Annotated in this window: 17 protein-coding genes and 1 other annotated feature; of the genes, 7 read left to right on the top strand and 10 right to left on the bottom strand. The window is 38.5% G+C overall.

Annotation, left to right across the window (positions count from 1 at the left end; genetic code table 11):
* Positions 1 to 852: an ABC transporter permease gene (locus BTR25_RS13950; RefSeq protein WP_075688660.1), complete on the bottom strand. Its 852-nt coding sequence runs from the start codon at positions 850 to 852 to the stop codon at positions 1 to 3.
* Positions 822 to 2,093: a quaternary amine ABC transporter ATP-binding protein gene (locus tag BTR25_RS13945; RefSeq protein ID WP_075688659.1), complete on the bottom strand. Its 1,272-nt coding sequence runs from the start codon at positions 2,091 to 2,093 to the stop codon at positions 822 to 824. The genes BTR25_RS13950 and BTR25_RS13945 overlap by 31 nt, the downstream gene beginning before the upstream one ends.
* A 293-nt stretch (positions 2,094 to 2,386) precedes the next feature.
* On the opposite strand from BTR25_RS13945, the gene BTR25_RS13940 reads away from it, so the two are divergent.
* Entirely contained in the window at positions 2,387 to 2,938 is a 552-nt protein-coding gene (locus tag BTR25_RS13940) for a GbsR/MarR family transcriptional regulator (protein WP_075688658.1), read from the top strand.
* Between the two features lie 33 nt (positions 2,939 to 2,971).
* Here the strand turns inward: BTR25_RS13940 and BTR25_RS13935 are convergent, their stop codons facing one another.
* The 4 genes from BTR25_RS13935 to BTR25_RS13920 all read right to left on the bottom strand — a co-directional run bounded on the left by BTR25_RS13935 (position 2,972) and on the right by BTR25_RS13920 (position 6,302).
* The gene (locus BTR25_RS13935) at positions 2,972 to 3,205 is read right to left on the bottom strand and encodes a DUF3953 domain-containing protein (protein WP_075688657.1); all 234 of its coding nucleotides are present in this window, start codon (positions 3,203 to 3,205) and stop codon (positions 2,972 to 2,974) included.
* A 192-nt stretch (positions 3,206 to 3,397) separates the two neighbouring features.
* Positions 3,398 to 3,856 carry a flavin reductase family protein gene (locus tag BTR25_RS13930; RefSeq protein ID WP_075688656.1) on the bottom strand — a complete coding sequence of 153 codons (459 nt, stop codon included), beginning with the start codon at positions 3,854 to 3,856 and terminating at the stop codon, positions 3,398 to 3,400.
* Positions 3,857 to 4,062: 206 nt separating this feature from the next.
* Complete coding sequence (locus BTR25_RS13925; protein ID WP_075688655.1) at positions 4,063 to 4,554, bottom strand: cytochrome c-type biogenesis protein CcmH; 492 nt, start codon at positions 4,552 to 4,554, stop codon at positions 4,063 to 4,065.
* Between the two features lie 155 nt (positions 4,555 to 4,709).
* Positions 4,710 to 6,302 carry an amidohydrolase gene (locus tag BTR25_RS13920; protein WP_075688654.1) on the bottom strand — a complete coding sequence of 531 codons (1,593 nt, stop codon included), beginning with the start codon at positions 6,300 to 6,302 and terminating at the stop codon, positions 4,710 to 4,712.
* Positions 6,303 to 6,547: 245 nt separating this feature from the next.
* On the opposite strand from BTR25_RS13920, the gene BTR25_RS13915 reads away from it, so the two are divergent.
* Positions 6,548 to 7,264, top strand: coding sequence for a toast rack family protein (locus BTR25_RS13915; protein ID WP_075688653.1), 717 nt, complete (start codon positions 6,548 to 6,550; stop codon positions 7,262 to 7,264).
* Between the two features lie 53 nt (positions 7,265 to 7,317).
* Here BTR25_RS13915 and ilvA read toward each other — a convergent pair whose 3' ends face one another.
* Positions 7,318 to 8,589, bottom strand: a complete 1,272-nt coding sequence (gene ilvA, locus BTR25_RS13910; RefSeq protein ID WP_075688652.1) for a threonine ammonia-lyase IlvA — start codon at positions 8,587 to 8,589, stop codon at positions 7,318 to 7,320.
* A 106-nt stretch (positions 8,590 to 8,695) separates the two neighbouring features.
* Positions 8,696 to 8,951 (bottom strand) — a binding site (T-box leader).
* A 205-nt stretch (positions 8,952 to 9,156) separates the two neighbouring features.
* Here ilvA and BTR25_RS13905 point away from each other — a divergent pair.
* From BTR25_RS13905 to BTR25_RS13895, 3 genes are all read left to right on the top strand, one after another.
* Complete coding sequence (locus BTR25_RS13905) at positions 9,157 to 9,492, top strand: hypothetical protein (RefSeq protein WP_075688651.1); 336 nt, start codon at positions 9,157 to 9,159, stop codon at positions 9,490 to 9,492.
* Entirely contained in the window at positions 9,489 to 10,499 is a 1,011-nt protein-coding gene (locus BTR25_RS13900) for an NAD-dependent epimerase (protein ID WP_075688650.1), read from the top strand. Before BTR25_RS13905 ends, BTR25_RS13900 begins: the two co-directional genes overlap by 4 nt.
* 143 nt (positions 10,500 to 10,642) lie before the next feature.
* Entirely contained in the window at positions 10,643 to 11,155 is a 513-nt protein-coding gene (locus BTR25_RS13895; protein ID WP_075688649.1) for a gamma carbonic anhydrase family protein, read from the top strand.
* A 143-nt stretch (positions 11,156 to 11,298) separates the two neighbouring features.
* On the opposite strand, the gene BTR25_RS13890 is transcribed toward BTR25_RS13895, so the two are convergent.
* Positions 11,299 to 12,774, bottom strand: a complete 1,476-nt coding sequence (locus tag BTR25_RS13890; protein ID WP_368482992.1) for a spore germination protein — start codon at positions 12,772 to 12,774, stop codon at positions 11,299 to 11,301.
* A gap of 144 nt (positions 12,775 to 12,918) precedes the next feature.
* Here BTR25_RS13890 and BTR25_RS13885 point away from each other — a divergent pair, with 144 nt between their 5' ends.
* Together BTR25_RS13885 and BTR25_RS13880 are read left to right on the top strand one after the other, a co-directional pair.
* On the top strand, positions 12,919 to 13,614 hold the full coding sequence (locus BTR25_RS13885) for a DUF421 domain-containing protein (RefSeq protein WP_075688647.1): 696 nt from the start codon (positions 12,919 to 12,921) through the stop codon (positions 13,612 to 13,614).
* Between the two features lie 28 nt (positions 13,615 to 13,642).
* Positions 13,643 to 14,020: a hypothetical protein gene (locus BTR25_RS13880; RefSeq protein ID WP_075688646.1), complete on the top strand. Its 378-nt coding sequence runs from the start codon at positions 13,643 to 13,645 to the stop codon at positions 14,018 to 14,020.
* A gap of 40 nt (positions 14,021 to 14,060) precedes the next feature.
* On the opposite strand, the gene BTR25_RS13875 is transcribed toward BTR25_RS13880, so the two are convergent.
* Together BTR25_RS13875 and BTR25_RS13870 are read right to left on the bottom strand one after the other, a co-directional pair.
* Positions 14,061 to 15,725 (bottom strand): Na/Pi cotransporter family protein, encoded by a 1,665-nt coding sequence (locus tag BTR25_RS13875; RefSeq protein ID WP_075688645.1) that lies wholly within the window; start codon positions 15,723 to 15,725, stop codon positions 14,061 to 14,063.
* Positions 15,726 to 15,961: 236 nt separating this feature from the next.
* The gene (locus BTR25_RS13870) at positions 15,962 to 16,213 is read right to left on the bottom strand and encodes a DUF1292 domain-containing protein (RefSeq protein WP_075688644.1); all 252 of its coding nucleotides are present in this window, start codon (positions 16,211 to 16,213) and stop codon (positions 15,962 to 15,964) included.
* Between the last annotated feature and the right edge of the window lie 399 nt (positions 16,214 to 16,612).

Raw genomic sequence — 16,612 nt, 5'->3', positions numbered from 1 at the left:
TTAAACAGTTCCCCCTTGTTTTTTGTTTTTCCCTATATTTTGGGTAATCCGGTCCAAAATAATGGCAATTACTACAATTGCTAAACCGGCCTCAAAACCTTTCCCAATTTGAATCTGTGTAACGGCACGGTATACATCTGCACCAAGTCCAGGTGCACCGACCATGGAAGCAATAACCACCATTGAAAGGGCAAGCATAATACTTTGATTAATTCCAGCCATAATCGTTGGCATAGCAAGTGGAAGCTGAACTTTAAGCAATTTCTGGCTGGTGGTCGATCCAAAAGCCTCCGTCGCCTCAATAATATCTACAGGCACTTGCTGAATTCCTAGGATCGTAAGGCGAATCGTTGGCGGCATCGCAAATATAACGGAAGCAACAACACCCGGTACTACTCCAATATTAAAAAAGAAAATAGCAGGTATCAGGTATACAAAAGCAGGCATGGTTTGCATGAAATCTAAAATGGGCACTGCTATGTTTCGAACCGTTTGCTTTTGCGAAGCCCAAATCCCTAACGGAATTCCTAAAAGGATCGAAATAAATACTGCCGTTAAAACAAGAGCGAGCGTTTGCAGCATTGGTTCCCAATATCCTAGATTGTCTACTAAAAACAGACCAATAACAGTAAAAATAGCAATTCCTTTTGTTGATAATTTCCAAGCTAATAAGGCTATGAGAATCATAAATATATAGGAAGGGATAAAGTTAAAACCGGTAACCATCCCTTCTACTATGGATTCTAGAATAGTAGTAATTCCTTCAAATGCGACGTCCAGATTGGTTGTCAGCCAATCTACAAAAACATCAACCCAATTAGCTATTGGGATTTTCGGGAGCCATTGTTCCATTTTATTTTCACCTCCTTGCTAGATTCTCCAGCAGCGGCTTCTGATTGTGCATTATGTACTTGATTGATATCGTTGTTATTACCTGCAAGTGCACCAATGACGGCTCCTCTAACCAAAATACCATTTAGTCTCTTATTATCGTCGACCACTGCAACTGGGATTGTTGCGGCCGAAACTTTATCAAATAAGTCGGTTAATAAGGTATCTGGAGATACAGTCGTCACATCTGCTTGTAGAATTTGACTTAAGTTCTCGTGACGATCCATTGCGGCTTTTGCACCTGCTGCAGTGACAGCCCCTAATAAGGTCTTCTTTTTATCCACGACATAAATACTTGAAATTCCTAGCTCTTTCATGATTTGTAGAGCAACCCGCGGGCCTTTTTCGATTGAAACCGCTTCAGCTCTTTTCATGACATGGCCAGCTGTTAGAACTTTTGATAAGTCAACATCTTCTACGAATCTCTCAACATAGTCGTTCGAAGGATTCATGAGGATTTCTTCAGGAGTACCGATTTGGACAATCGATCCATCCTTCATTAAAGCGATTCGGTCACCAATCCGTAAGGCCTCATCTAAATCATGAGTGATAAAGACGATGGTCTTCTTCATCGTGGATTGAAGCTCTAATAATTCATCCTGCATATCTTTGCGTATTAAGGGATCTAAAGCACTAAAGGCTTCATCCATTAGCAAGATATCTGAGTCATTGGCAAGGGCCCTTGCTAATCCAACTCTTTGCTGCATCCCGCCACTCAATTGTTTAGGGTATTGATGTTCATACCCTTCTAAGCCAACGAGAAGCAGTGCATCCATTGCTCTTTGTCTCCGGGAGTCCTTAGGCATTCCTTGTACCTCTAAGCCATACTCGACATTTTCCAGGATCGTTCGATGCGGCAGAAGTGCAAATTTTTGAAAGACCATGCTGATTTTTTTGCGGCGTACCTCTCTAAGTTGCTCTTTTGACATTTTTACAATATCCTGACCGTCGATGTATACTTCCCCAATGGTTGGGTCGATGAGCCGATTAAGCATTCGAACCAACGTCGATTTTCCGCTTCCAGACAAGCCCATGATAACAAAGATCTCCCCAGCCGCAACCTCAAAGCTAGCTTGATTAACACCAACCGTTGCACCAGTTTTCTTTAATATCTCATGCTTAGATTCCCCAGCATTCAAAAGTTGAATCGCCTTCTTAGTCCTTCCGAAAACCTTTGTGACATTCTGCACTTTAATTTTCAAATCGTGTTCCCTCCCTTCTTACGGTGCCTGTCACCGCCGTTTTTTTGCTGAATAAGACGGATTGCACCTTTACCAAACTATTGTAGTCTTTTTTGGATAAAAAGGGCAATGTTGGTAAATAGTCATATTCGGCCGTAAAGTACGTACAGAAAAAACTGTACGTAAAGAATAGTCAGAATACTTAAAAATCCTCGATATTCCTGCCGCTTCCTCCCACAGTGGATACTTTACTTTTTAAAGATACATGATAGTCTATTATAGAAACGCGTACTAGAGATGGGTGTGATATTGGAATGAATGGCGAGAAAGAGTTAAAAAAAGCCCGTGAGCGGGTAATTGATGCAATATCTCAAAATATGAATTTATATGGAGTAACAGAGTCTATAGGAAGATTATATGGTTCCTTGTATTTTCAAGAGGGCCCATTAACATTAGATGAAATGAAAGAAGAACTCGGCATGAGCAAGACCAGTATGAGTACGTCAGTTCGCAGTCTGTTGGAGTTAAAAATGGTTGGAAAGATTTGGAAAAAAGGGGTTAGAAAAGATCTATATGAGGCGGAGCCGGATTGGTACCAGACCTTTACTGATTTTTTTACGATAAAATGGCGTGCGGGTATCTCGATTAATAAATCGGCTATGGAGCGTTCACTCGCCGATTTACATGCACTCTTAGAAGATGAAAATATTGATATACATATAAAAAAACAAGTGAAGGTGGATATTGAGAAACTCACCTCTGCCATTGAGTATTATGATTGGCTGAATCGGTTAGTGGACAGTCTTGAGTCAAAGCAAATATTTGAGTTTATTCCAAAAAAACCCATATACTACGAAAAAAAGTGACAGCTCACATAACGTGCTGTCACCTTTTTCTATTTATTTACTTACTAATATCTGGACTAAAATGATCAAAACGAATAGTGCGAAAGCAATACTAACAAAAGCCCGTCCTTTTCTTCCTTGCTTAAACTCGTTGATTCCTCCGACTACTATAAATGCACTTAATGTCAGCATCATAAATGGCTGTGCGATAAAATTTTTGGTGATTAAACCGTAGCCAGCTAGTACAAGGACAATGATGCCTAAGATGATTCTCATTTTTTTATACAAGTAAACCCCTCCCTCTTTTTATTTTACAGAAGAAAGCTACTAGTACAATTAGAAAAACTTGGCATTCGCCAATTCCTTAAGACGAATACCTTAGTTTATCTTATGCGTTAGGAAAGTATAAATTTGAAAAAAATTATAGTTTCCTATTAGCGTACAAAAAAAGCTGCCATTAGACAGCTCTTTCGAAATTCACTAGGTTAATCTACTGTATTTTCCTTCAAAGTATAACAAAGGATTCCCTTTGCTAACTTGTAAATCAGTAACTTCACCGATAAATAGGATATGATCTCCAGCTTCTACTTCTTTATATACAGTACAAACGATGTTTGCTAATGCGTCCTTTATTACCGGAAGTTCACCAAAACGCTCAAAGGAATAAACTTGATCGTCCTTTAATTGGCCGGCAAATCGCATCGATTCACTTTCCTGTGCTTCAGATAGGAAGCTAATCGCGAACTTTTTAGATTGTTGGATCAAATTAAGGATCTTTGCTCTTTTATCAATTGATACCTGCACCATCTTAGGATTGAGCGAAACGGACATAAATGCATTTGCTGTCATTTCATGTGCCTCTCCATCCACTTCTGTTGTTACCACTGTAATTCCTGTGGCGAACTTCCCCATTGCACTACGAAAAAAACGATCATCCATTTACAGCACCTCGACTCTATTTTTTTTTACGGTGTTTACTTTTCACTTTATTATTTTTATTCTACTATAAACCTGCTAATTCCTCTTTAAGTTTGCTCGAACAAGCCTTTTAAATTAGCAAATGAAATATCCCTTATATTTACTTTTTAGAAAATTAATAAAAAAAATGCCGTCCAATTAAACAGACGACTTTTTTTATAGATCACTTAGATCAATTTCTTACGCTCATCCTCAATCATCGAACTATAGATATCGTCCTCAAGTGTGAGCTCTTCTTCTACTGCCAGACGGCCTCTTGAACTGTTCTTTGTCCATTTTTTGATAAGGAAATAAATTAGAATAAAGACAATTAGTAATAATAGAAATGGTGTAACCCAAAGTGACAGGTTAAATCCATCTCCTGGAGGGGCTAACAGTGCTTGAACTCCCTGCTCTTGTATATAATAATCAAGGATTTCATCCTTTGTCATGCCCTTATTAAACATCTCTGCTACTTCCGCATAGTATAATTGCTTTACATTACAGCTAGAAAGGTCGTCGTGAGAATGTCCTTCCATCGCAAGCATATCGACTACGCCTCTAAATGCGGGATCCGTATAATCATAACTTGCCTCTAATATCCCACCATCCTCAGCCGATACATGGGCTGCTCCAAAAAGTAAAAGAATACACCATAATAGTCCTGTAATCCTTTTCATACATTACACATCCTCAAAAAATTTTCATTCGAATAGCTAGATTAATTAACTTAATTATACTTTGAATCTTGCAAACTTAATGGTGCATTTATTTACAATTGTGTTAACAAAATGAAAAGACCATGAAATTTGTCACGGCCCTGTAAATCGCTATTCTATGATTGGATATTTCCATCAATAATGGTCATTTCAACATTAGTCACTATTAATTGATCAGGTTCATCTATCGTGAAAAGATCCCTTGAAAAAACCGTCATATCTGCAAGCTTGCCCCTTGAGAGGGTCCCTTTTATCTTTTCTTCGTTCGTTGCATATGCACCGCCGACTGTAAACAGCTTAACGGCATCCAATAATGATAATTTCTCTGCTTTATTCCAACCTTCGTGTTTCTGTCCAGGTGCCCTTCGTGTAACGGCAGCATGAATTCCTAATAATGGGTCAACAGGCTCAACCGGAGCATCAGACCCTCCAGCACATAAAACTCCGGAAGTAAGCAGCGTCTTCCAAGCATATAAATACTGCTCCCTCTCTTCCCCTAGTCTTTCCTTAATCCAGGGGTAATCGCCGACAATAAACCTTGGCTGGATATCTGCTACTCTATTTGGATCTGCTAAACGATGAATTAAATCCTTTCTGACAAGAGAAGTGTGAATCAATCTGTCACGATAAGCTGTTCGAGGAAACTGGTCTAGTATATCAAGTACATTTGTTAGCGCTTGATCACCGATGGTATGAACCGCAATCGGCATAGAAAATTCTCTAGCCTCTTTCACCATTTGAAAGAGTGCTTCTTGGTCATGCATGGCCTCTCCAAAATGCCCCGGTTCATCATGATAGGCTTCTGATAAAAGGGCAGTCCTTCTTCCAAAGGCCCCATCCGCAAAAATCTTCATTGCACCAATTTGTAGCTTATCATTTCCAGATCCCGCAGACATCCCTCTTTCTTTTAATCTATTTAGGAATGGATAATCAATGAGCAGGTTACAGCGCAGATCTTTAGTCTCTTGATTAATTAATTCATCATACATCTTGTATGTTTGATCGAGTCCTCCCAAGTAGGCTGGGTCATTCGTATGTACAGAGGTGATCCCCTTCTTTACTGCGAAATCCATGGCTTGTCCCAACCCGGCTTTTAACTCCTCATACGATCGTTCTGGAATATGTGCTGTGACAATTTGGGAAGCAGCTTCCAAGAGTAGACCTGTTGGTGTGTTTGAGTACGGATCTAGAACAACCGTTCCTCCTCGTGGCACCGAGATTCCGGAATGGTACTGACAAACCTCAAGTGCTTTGCTATTAACTAAAAAAGCATGATGACAAGTCCTCTTCAAGTATATCGGACAATGTGGCGCGACAAAGTCTAACTCATCAATGGTAGGGAAAGTTCCGTCTGTGAATAAATTTTCATCCCAGCCCATTCCAATTAGCCATTTTCCAGGCTCTATACTATTTGCTCTTTCTTTAATCCTTGCTAGCATCTCAGATTTCGATCTAACCCCTGAGAGATCAAGGTCAAGAAAATGAAAGGCTACTCCTGATAAATGCAAATGACTATCAGTTAGACCAGGGGTAACCATTTTTCCTTGTAAATCAACAACAGTTACCTCGGCCCTCCCCCATTGCAGGTTCATATCATGGTCTGAACCTACATCAACGATTCTGCCATTTTCAACAACTATTGCTTCTACTACAGGATGCATTCGGTCTAATGTATAAATTTTTCCGTTTGTAAAAATGGTCTTTGACATTGAATCCCTCCTTCTCATTGTTCATTATTTCTCTATTATATACATTTCCAGTAATTATTTAATAGAGATAATCTTCGTATGGTGTCGAAACCAATGATAAAATAGGTATGAGGAAGTATTTGACAAATGGCGGACTTAACTGTCATACGTCTCAGGACTGATAACGATTTAAATCTATAGCCGTTTTTGCAGCATGATGATTTTCCTTACAATGTGGTTAGTGAGGATAAAGGGAGGAAAAAATCATGAAAAAGAAATTATTTTTAGGAATTATCGCAGCTTCGTTGTTGTTATTGACTAGTGGTTGTGGGATATTAGCAAATGGTAAGGAACAAACCAGTACGATCAAAATTGAAAAGGATAAGGCAAAGGAATTGGAACTGGAACTTAAATTGGGTGCAGGTGAGTTAACGGTTGTTCCAGGGGCTGATGAATGGGTTGAAGGAACAATTGAATATAGGGACCGTAAGTATGAACCAGATGTAACTTACAAACTTAAAGGCACTAAAGGAACGGCTGTGATCCAACAAAATAAAAAAGGGAATAATATTAACTTTGGTAAGATTAAAAATATCTGGGAGCTAAGCTTGACGAACAAAATCCCATTAAATCTAACCATAAATTCGGGAGCATCTGATACCAATATCGATTTGAAAGGCTTAAAGATTAGTGGTTTGGAAGTAAACGCTGGGGTTGGAGATATTACCATTGATCTTGGCGGCAATTGGGAAGAAAGTTTCAATGCATCACTTGCACTTGGAGTTGGAGAAACTACCGTTATTCTTCCAAAGGAAATTGGTGTAAAAATAGACTCCTCAAAAGGGATCGGATCTTCGGAATTTGTCGGACTTATTTCCAAAGGTGACGGAATCTATGTGAATGAAGCATACGAAGACGCGGAAGTAATTATCCACCTGACAACAGATCTAGGTGTTGGCGGGGCTATTTTTAAGGTAGAATAGGTTCTAACTGTAATACAAAACAGGGAGTCTTAGCGGACTCCCTGTTTTGTATTTTAAACAAGCATCTGGAATAAGGTGCTATCTTTATTGACTTCTCGATACAAAAATCCTTTTGCTTTAATACGTTCAATCAATGTTCTATAGTCTTCCTTGTCCTTCAGTTCAATTCCAACTAATGCAGGTCCAGTTTCACGATTATTTTTCTTCGTGTATTCAAAATGACTGATATCATCATTTGGTCCTAGTACATCATCTAGGAATTCACGCAAAGCCCCTGGACGCTGTGGAAATTGAACAATAAAGTAATGCTGCAAGCCCTCATAAATTTTCGAACGCTCTTTAATTTCCTGCATCCGGCCAATATCATTGTTACCGCCGCTTACAATACACACCACTGTTTTTCCTTTAATTTCCTCAGCATATGTATCTAAAGCAGCAATGGACAGTGCTCCTGTTGGTTCCACGACAATGGCACTTTCGTTATACAGTGACAACAAGGTGGTGCAGACCTTCCCTTCAGGGACCACCACAATATCGTCCACGATTTCCTTGCAAATGTTAAAGGTCATACTGCCGACCGTTTTAACGGCTGCTCCATCTACAAAAGGGTCGATTTGCTGAAGTGTCGTGACTTCCCCTTTTAAAATGGATTCCTTCATTCCTGGCGCCCCTTGAGGTTCCACACCAATTAGCTGGGTTTGCGGTGAAAAATGACGTAAATAGGTGCCAGCACCAGCCATGAGTCCACCGCCTCCAATAGCAGCAAATAAATAATCAATCTTTTCATTACAGTCATTTAGCAATTCTACTGCGACTGTTCCTTGACCTGCGATGACATCTGGGTCGTCAAAGGGATGAATAAAGGTTCGGTTTTCAGTTAGACTGCATTCCCTTGCTTTTTCATAGGCATCATCAAAGGTATCACCTACTAATACAATTTCAACACTATCTTTGCCCCAGAATTTCACCTGGTTCACCTTTTGCTTCGGGGTGGTACTTGGCATAAAGATCTTTCCAAGAATTTTTAAGTGGTGACAGGAATAAGCAACCCCTTGTGCGTGGTTTCCAGCACTCGCACAAATGATCCCGTTCTTTAATTCTTCTTCATTTAATTTTTTAATACGATTATAGGCACCACGGATTTTAAACGACCGAACACTTTGCATATCTTCTCGTTTCAAGTAAACGTGACAACCATAACGCTCTGATAATATATGGTTATACTGCAACGGTGTTGGAGAAATGACATCTTTAATCGTGTGGCTGGCAATAATCACGTCTTCTACCTGAAAAGGTCTTAGTGTTTGTTCAACTGGCTGGTTCATGTTAATCAATTCCTCCTCTAAATACTTTCAATGCCATTCATTGTGGATTCCCACGTTTGCCATTATCATTGGCCTATTTTTAAACAACAAAAAACCCGCCCCATTTGATAGGGACGAGTTAGCTCGCGTTACCACCCTACTTCCACAGCATATTGTTTTCACCAGCTGTGGCTCTCGATTATCGTACATGTGCCTGTACGGTTTCCATTTAACGGTGGATTGGTCCGGTATAGCTTACTTCTAAGCTTTTTCAGCTACACATCTCAGAGATGATCTTCAGATATTTATTGTTATCGGCTCCCACCAACCGCCGACTCTCTAAAAAACAACTTATATCCTACTCTTCTCGTCATCGATTCATTTTAAATTATTAATAACAGTACCACTGTAAAATCAACTCGTCAATATTTTTTGACTATTTTTATTATTTTGCAAATTTAAAAGCGCTTACATAAAAACAACGAATCATAATATATTCCGTTCTGTCCAAGCCTCCACTCTCTTATTAGCATATTTTATTTCCAAGTGGATGAAATTCCAAAAATGATGCTGAAAGGAGAACAGAAAATGCCTACTGCTTTGCACTTGAATTTAAGAGTTGACCCCACTCAATACATTCCGCCAATACATGAAGTTCCTAGCTACGAATATTTTGATTTGGTTCGGCAACCAAAGTATATAAATATCTCGCCCCTATATATGTGGGTGTTGACCTTGACCAATACAACTACCGTCCTTCGAATTAAGTGGGGTACAGAGAACATCCTCACACTCGGAAGACTTGTAGAAAAAAAAGGTCATCATGTATTAATGCAAGCATTTAAGAAAATAAAACCAAAATTCCCAACCATTATTACACGTGGCGAATTATTGTTTGAACAAGGAAGCGAATTAGCACCATGAGTATTCTAGTAACAGGGGCAGCTGGATTTATAGGGTTTCACCTTTCAGAACGCTTAGCCTCGGAAAATTATCATGTGATTGGTTTAGACAATTTAAATGATTACTATAATGTCCAGTTAAAGAAAGATCGTCTGAAAATGTTAGAGAAGTTCCCTAACTTTGAGTTTTTTAAAATAGATTTAAAAGATAAAAAAGCTCTCGACCGGCTATTTAAAGACAAGAAGGTTCATATTGTTATTAACTTGGCTGCCCAAGCTGGCGTACGTTATAGTCTAGAGAATCCACATTCCTATATAGATGCTAATCTAGTAGGGTTTATTAATATCTTAGAGGCAAGCAAACACCACAGGATAGAGCACTTAATCTATGCCTCCTCTAGTTCTGTTTATGGTGCAAATGGTCAAATTCCCTTTTCAACAAGAGATAGAGTGGATCACCCTGTGAGTCTTTATGCCGCAACTAAAAAAGCAAATGAACTAATGGCCCATACTTATAGTCACCTATTCCAAATCCCAACTACAGGACTTCGCTTTTTTACTGTTTATGGACCATGGGGCCGGCCAGACATGGCTTATTATACTTTTACGAAGAAAATGTTGGACCAACAGGAAATTGAGGTTTTTAATAATGGAGATATGAGTAGAGACTTTACTTATATCGATGATATTGTAGAGGGGATTATTCGCCTTCTCCACCGCCCCCCAGCAGCTAATCCTAATTGGAATCGAAATCAACCTGACCCAAGTTCAAGCTTTGCTCCTTACAAACTTTACAACATAGGTAATAACAATCCTACTAGACTAATGGACTTCATTCATATTTTAGAGAAGACTATTGGAAAAAAGGCAAATCTGAACTATTTACCGATGCAGCCTGGCGATATGAAGGAAACATATGCAGATATTTCTGATTTACAATCTGACATAGGGTTTTCTCCAGAAACAAGGATTGAAGAAGGCTTAAATCATTTTGTAGACTGGTATAAAAAATATGGTGAAAAATATTAATAGTTAGTGTGAATTTCCTAAAAAAACGAATTCAATATGACCTTGAGTTCGTTTTTTTTTAGCTAAATTTTCATATGACCGTAGCTAATGTTATAATTTTACTTAAAAGTTAGATTATTCAGTTTTTTAGGAGGAGTAAATCAATGAAAATTCCTTATAAAGGTGTTTCCCCTGCTATCCATGAAAGCGTTTTTATGGCACCGGGAGCTTATTTAATTGGTGATGTGCGGATTGGTAAAGGGTCAACTGTATGGTTTAATGCAGTCTTGCGTGCGGATGATGGTCCAATCATTATTGGTGAAAGATGCAGTATCCAAGACAATTCTACGATCCATTTGTTTGAGGGTTTTCCGGTTGAAATTGCAGACGATGTAACGATTGGCCATAACGTGATTTTACATGGCTGTAAGATTGGCAGAAGTTCTATTATTGGAATGGGATCAACACTATTAGACAATGTTGAAGTTGGTGAGGAATGTATCATTGGTGCTAACACTCTTCTATCTGGCGGAATTAAGATTCCTCCCCGTTCTTTAGTTCTAGGATCTCCAGGAAGGGTGGTTCGGGAGTTAACAGAAAAAGATCTAAAAATGCTTAAAATGTCGAGTGAGCATTATGTTCAAAAAGGCAAAGAATTCAAAGAAATTCTTGAATAAATCACATGCTATCAACTGCTAGCACTTTAATATCAACGTACTATCTGTGTTGTATTATGTCGATAGATAGTGACTTAAAGTGCGTGGTTACAGGGTTTTTGACAGAAAGTAAGTCTATCCGACATGGACAGACTTACTTTCTCTTATTGTCTCGTTTTATCCTGAGGGTTTAGCATGTTCCCCCTTATTTTGTTAAGCGGTACAGGAGAACGAGTGATTAGCATCCAGAAATCACGAGGGTAGAAAGGCAGAAATGGATACATAAATGGGATATTCATACTTGAAGTCCTTACTAGTAATAAGAGCCAAAAAGTAATACCAATAATCAGACCTGGAACTTTTAAAAAGGCCACCATGAGAAGAAAAAAGACTCGAAAAATTCGATTGGCCAAACTTAATTCATAGCTTGGGGTCGCAAATGTTCCAATTGCTGCAACGGCTACGTACAGTACTACCTCGTGGGTGAAAATTCCAACCTGAACGGCTACATCTCCAATAATGATGGCGGACACGATTCCGAGTGCTGTTGCTAATGCATTAGGAGTATGGATGGCAGCCATCCTCAGAACCTCAATCCCCACCTCAGCAATAAGGAACTGCCATATTAAAGAAATCTCTCCTGAGTCTTTCACTCCAATAAACTTCCACCGTTCTGAAAGTAATTGCTCATTGGTTGCAAAGGTATACCAAAGTGGTAATAGAAAAAGGGAAGCTAAAACGGCAATATATCGGGCCCACTTTAGAAAAACACCAACAACCGGCTTTTGCCTATACTCTTCTGCATGCTGCAGGTGATGCCAGTAGGTAGAAGGACAAATCATCACGCTTGGGGAACCGTCAACGATGATCAATACATGACCTTCCATTAAGTGAACAGCGCTAGTATCGGCTCTTTCTGTGTAACGAACCAAGGGATAGGGATTATAATTCCTTCCAAAGACAAATTCTTCAATCGTTTTCTCAGCCATAGGGATTCCATCAATTGAAATTTCTTCAAGTTTGCCTCTTAGCATTTCAACATGTTTCATATCTACAATAGTGTCTATGTAAGCTAATGCAATATCTGTTTTAGAACGTTCCCCTACTTGTACATACTCCATAATTAAAGAGCGGTCTCGGACCCTTCTGCGAATTAAGGCACAATTAAAAACAATGGTTTCGACAAACCCATCACGAGGACCACGGACCACCCGTTCAATATCGGGCTCATCTGGGGAACGGACAGGATAGGTTCGTGAATCAATAAGGATGATCTTGTTGCCGCCTTCCACCACAATGGCAGCTTGTCCGGCCAGTACTTGGGCAATAACCTCTTCTAGATCCTCAGAGGTATCTGCTTCCACATGAGGGATGAAGGTTTCTATTAATTTGGTAATAACGTTTTTATTAAGATCTTCAGGCTTACGTTTTTCTAGCTCTCGCATAATGAGGAGCAGCATATCTGCATTTGCAAATCCATCGACTAAGAACATGGCAAAACGTAATTCTGCGTATTTTAACTGTCTATGAATGACATCAAAATTCTTTTCTACTCGAAGTTCTTCTTTTAAATACTTAACATTATCATTGAACGTTTCCTTTACGGGCACTTGTATTCCTGCTTTTCCCAAACCTTCCACTCCTAAAATAATATTGCTGTTATTTTGTGCAATAGATGGATTAATATCCCTTAATCACTTAAGTAAGCTAACAATTTAAAAGTAATAATACCAACCTATTTAGCAAATAAATAAACATATATACCCTAAAAAGGTGGTTCAATAATGGGACTTATCGAACAAATTTTAAGAATTGCCCTCTCGTTTCTTGTATTGTTCTTATTAGCCAGACTCTTGGGAAGGAAAGAAATCAGCCAAATGACTTTCCCTAATTTTGTTTCCGGTATCGCCATTGGATCGATTGCTGCCAATCTTGCCTTAAGCCCAAATGTTAGAATTGGTTATGGGATATTAGCGTTAATTGGATGGAGTGCATTTACAGTTTTCTTTGATTACATAGAAATACATTCTAAAAAGGGTAGAAAAGTAATTGAAGGAGACCCGATGATCGTTGTAAAAAACGGACAGGTAATGGAAGATGTACTCCGTAAGACACGGCTAAATATTAATACACTAAATTCCATGCTTCGACAAAAAAATGTTTTTTCGATGACAGATGTTGAGTATGCTATTTTTGAAGTAGATGGAAAACTATCTGTTATGAAAAAAGAAGAGAAGAAACCGGTAACAAAGAGTGATATGAACATACCAAAAAAACAAATTATCTACCCTACCGCCACTGCAGTGGTTACAGATGGAACGATTGTACATGAAAATCTATCCAAGTTAAATATAAACACAGATTGGCTTCAGCAGCAGCTTCAACAGGCAGGGGTCCAAGATGTGTCAGATGTGTTTTATGCAGAAATTCAGCAGGATGGCTCCCTATATATTGATAAAAGAAATGACGTTGTTCATTAAGGTAACGATTTAGAAAGTTGGTAAGCACTTGGACGATAAGATCAAAGACGTTGTAAATGAAAAACTCAAACTACAAATTGATAGTGTAATTAATGGAATGACCTTTACAAAGAACTTCAGATCACCTACAGCAGAAGAATGGTATATTTTTTTACCAAACTATCATGATCCAGTTACCGGCGGTGCTGCTGGTAAAACCATCATTCATTACAACCTGTACGATACGAAAGAAATATTTATTAATACTACCATCATTTTTGATGACCCAAAGCTGCATAAAGCGGATGTTCATCACCTCGTTTATGCAGTTGGGGATGAAATTGTCAATCGGCTCGTTGGGTATGCAGACACTCTCCTGTCTGTTCATTCAGGTGAAAACTCTTATAATGCGGAATATAAACATTAAAAGAGCAATCCCTTAAATTTACGGGACTGCTCTTGGTAGCTTATTGTGCTTTTATTGTAGTTTTATGATGAATCATATTCTCCTGCTCAATAACGGCTTCAGCAATGTTAACCGCATGGTCACCGATCCGCTCTAAATTGCTCACGATATCAACAAAAGTAACACCGGCATCACCCGTACATACCCGGTTATTCAAACGAATAATATGGTTCTTTCTTAATTGACGTTCCATCTGGTCAATTTGTTCTTCCTTAGCTATTACAGTTAGTGCTAGGTTAGTATCGAAGGACCTAAGTGCTCCAATGGCATCTATTAAGGTAGAAGTTGTTAAAGTGATCATTTCATTCAGCTCGTTTGTTGCTAGTTCTGAAATGATTACTCGATTGCTGATTTGGTAGTCGACCACTTCAACGATGTTCTCAAAATGGTCACCGATTCTTTCAATATCACGAACAGAGTCTAATAATAAAGAATGCTTGTGAGATATCGCACCAGATAGTGGCTTAGCAGAAATATCAACTAAATAATTGGTAATTTTTTTATCTAAGTTATTGATTGCTTCTTCTAACTGAACAGCTGTATCTGCATGCTTTTTTTGTCTATCGTTAAAATAGGCACCTGCTTCATTTAAACCTTTTAGTGAAAGTTCGGCCATTCTGATCACTTCTTCTTTTGCCTGTCCTAAGGCAATAGAAGGTGATTGTTCAATAAATAAAGGATTAAGATTTTGTGGCTTGTAATTAATAAACGTATCTTCGCCACGAATAATTTTTGTTACAATCCATGCCAATATTGCTATAAATGGGAATTGAATAATCGTGTTTGTAACATTAAATGTCCCATGTGCAAAGGCAATCGTCATCTCAGGATTCAAATCTAGACTTTGTTGAAAAAATCCAATTAACTTAGAATAAGGTATCAGGAATATCATGACAATAATCGTACCAATAACATTGAACATTACATGTACAAGCGCTGCACGTCGAGCTGCAATTGATGTCCCGATACTTGCTAAAATAGCAGTAATGGTAGTACCGATATTGTCGCCAAATAAAACGGGCAGTGCGGCTTTTAAATCTATTGCGCCTTGAGCAAATAACTCTTGTAAAATACCAATGGTAGCACTTGAACTCTGTACAATAACGGTAAAGATTGTTCCCACAATAACCCCAAGTAGAGGGTTAGAGCTCATGCTTAATGTTAACTCTTGAAACGCTTCTAATGAGCGTAATGGTTTCATTCCGCTGCTCATTAGGTCTAAACCATAAAATAATGCTCCAAAGCCGAAAATAACTTGACCAAGAGCCTGGACTTTTTGACTTTTGAAGAAGAAAATCGCAGCTGCACCAACAGCAATTATCGGTAATGCATACTCATCGATTTCAATTCCGATAATAAAGGCTGTTACGGTGGTTCCGATATTGGCACCCATAATGACACCAATAGCTTGCCTTAAGGTCATAAAGCCTGCACTGACTAAGCCCACTGTTAAAGCGGTCGTACCTGAACTTGATTGAATTAGCACGGTAACGAATATCCCTGCAAGAACCCCCATGAACGGGTTAGATGTAAAACGGTCAAGTATATCTCTTAAGCGATCTCCTGCTGACTTTTGTAGTCCGTCACCCATAAATTTAATACCAAATAAGAATATCCCTAATCCACCAATAAACTGGAAGATTATTTCTTGAATATTAAACTCCAAAAATAACAACCCCTTAACTTCGACATTTTCCTCACAAGTAATATTATTAATCTACTGTTAACAAGCTGTAAACCTATTAAGATATAAATTTACACGAAATTTACATAGTCTTTACAAAAGCACAAATATTTTTGAAATCATAGGGAAATTTGGGAGTTCAAAGGAAAATATTATGAGCAAGTAAAAAAACTACGGGCATTAATCCCGCAGTAGATCTTGTTTCTTGAAAAAACAATTTAATCTGCTGGTGCATTTTCTACGGCAATCTCATAGGCAGCTAATATGGCTTCACTTTCAGCAGGGTCTGAAATCCCGACTAAGAATTGATTTCCTTCTTCACCCTCCACCTTCATGACGATTGTTTCATCAACGGATGTTAGGAGTGCATATGATTCATCTTCCATATCAAATAATGCTTCAACCGCATAATCTTTACGATTTCCATGATCATCTTCGATTGTTATATAATCTCTGGGTTCATCGTGCATGATGATCGTATTCCCCCCTTATTAATTGTCATAGGAATACCTTTCCCATATGTCTTAGATAATAGGTTTGGAAATGTTTTGTAAATGGTGTTAGTTTTGGCGATTTTTTCTTAAACGTAAAAAAATTGGCTTTTATCGGATAATTTCAGTTTTTTTTGTGAAGGAGGTTGATACTGTTTTTATTTTCATGTCGTATTGGTATAATAAGTATGAATACTCGCATATAATAAAAAAGACCGAACATGCTGGTAACATGTCCGGTCTAGCAATAGACGTTCCCTAGTGGATCGGCTATATTGGCGGGATAACTCACCTGAGCCTCTAACTCAAGGGTGGGTTATTTTTTTTGGTTAAATGACAGTACTGCTACGATTAAGCTTGTAAAAGCAACCGTAAACA

It is taken from the genome of Bacillus sp. MRMR6 (assembly GCF_001940785.1).
In the GTDB taxonomy this organism is placed as follows: Bacteria; Bacillota; Bacilli; order Bacillales; family Cytobacillaceae; genus Neobacillus.
This window is presented reverse-complemented; position numbering and strand designations above follow the sequence as displayed.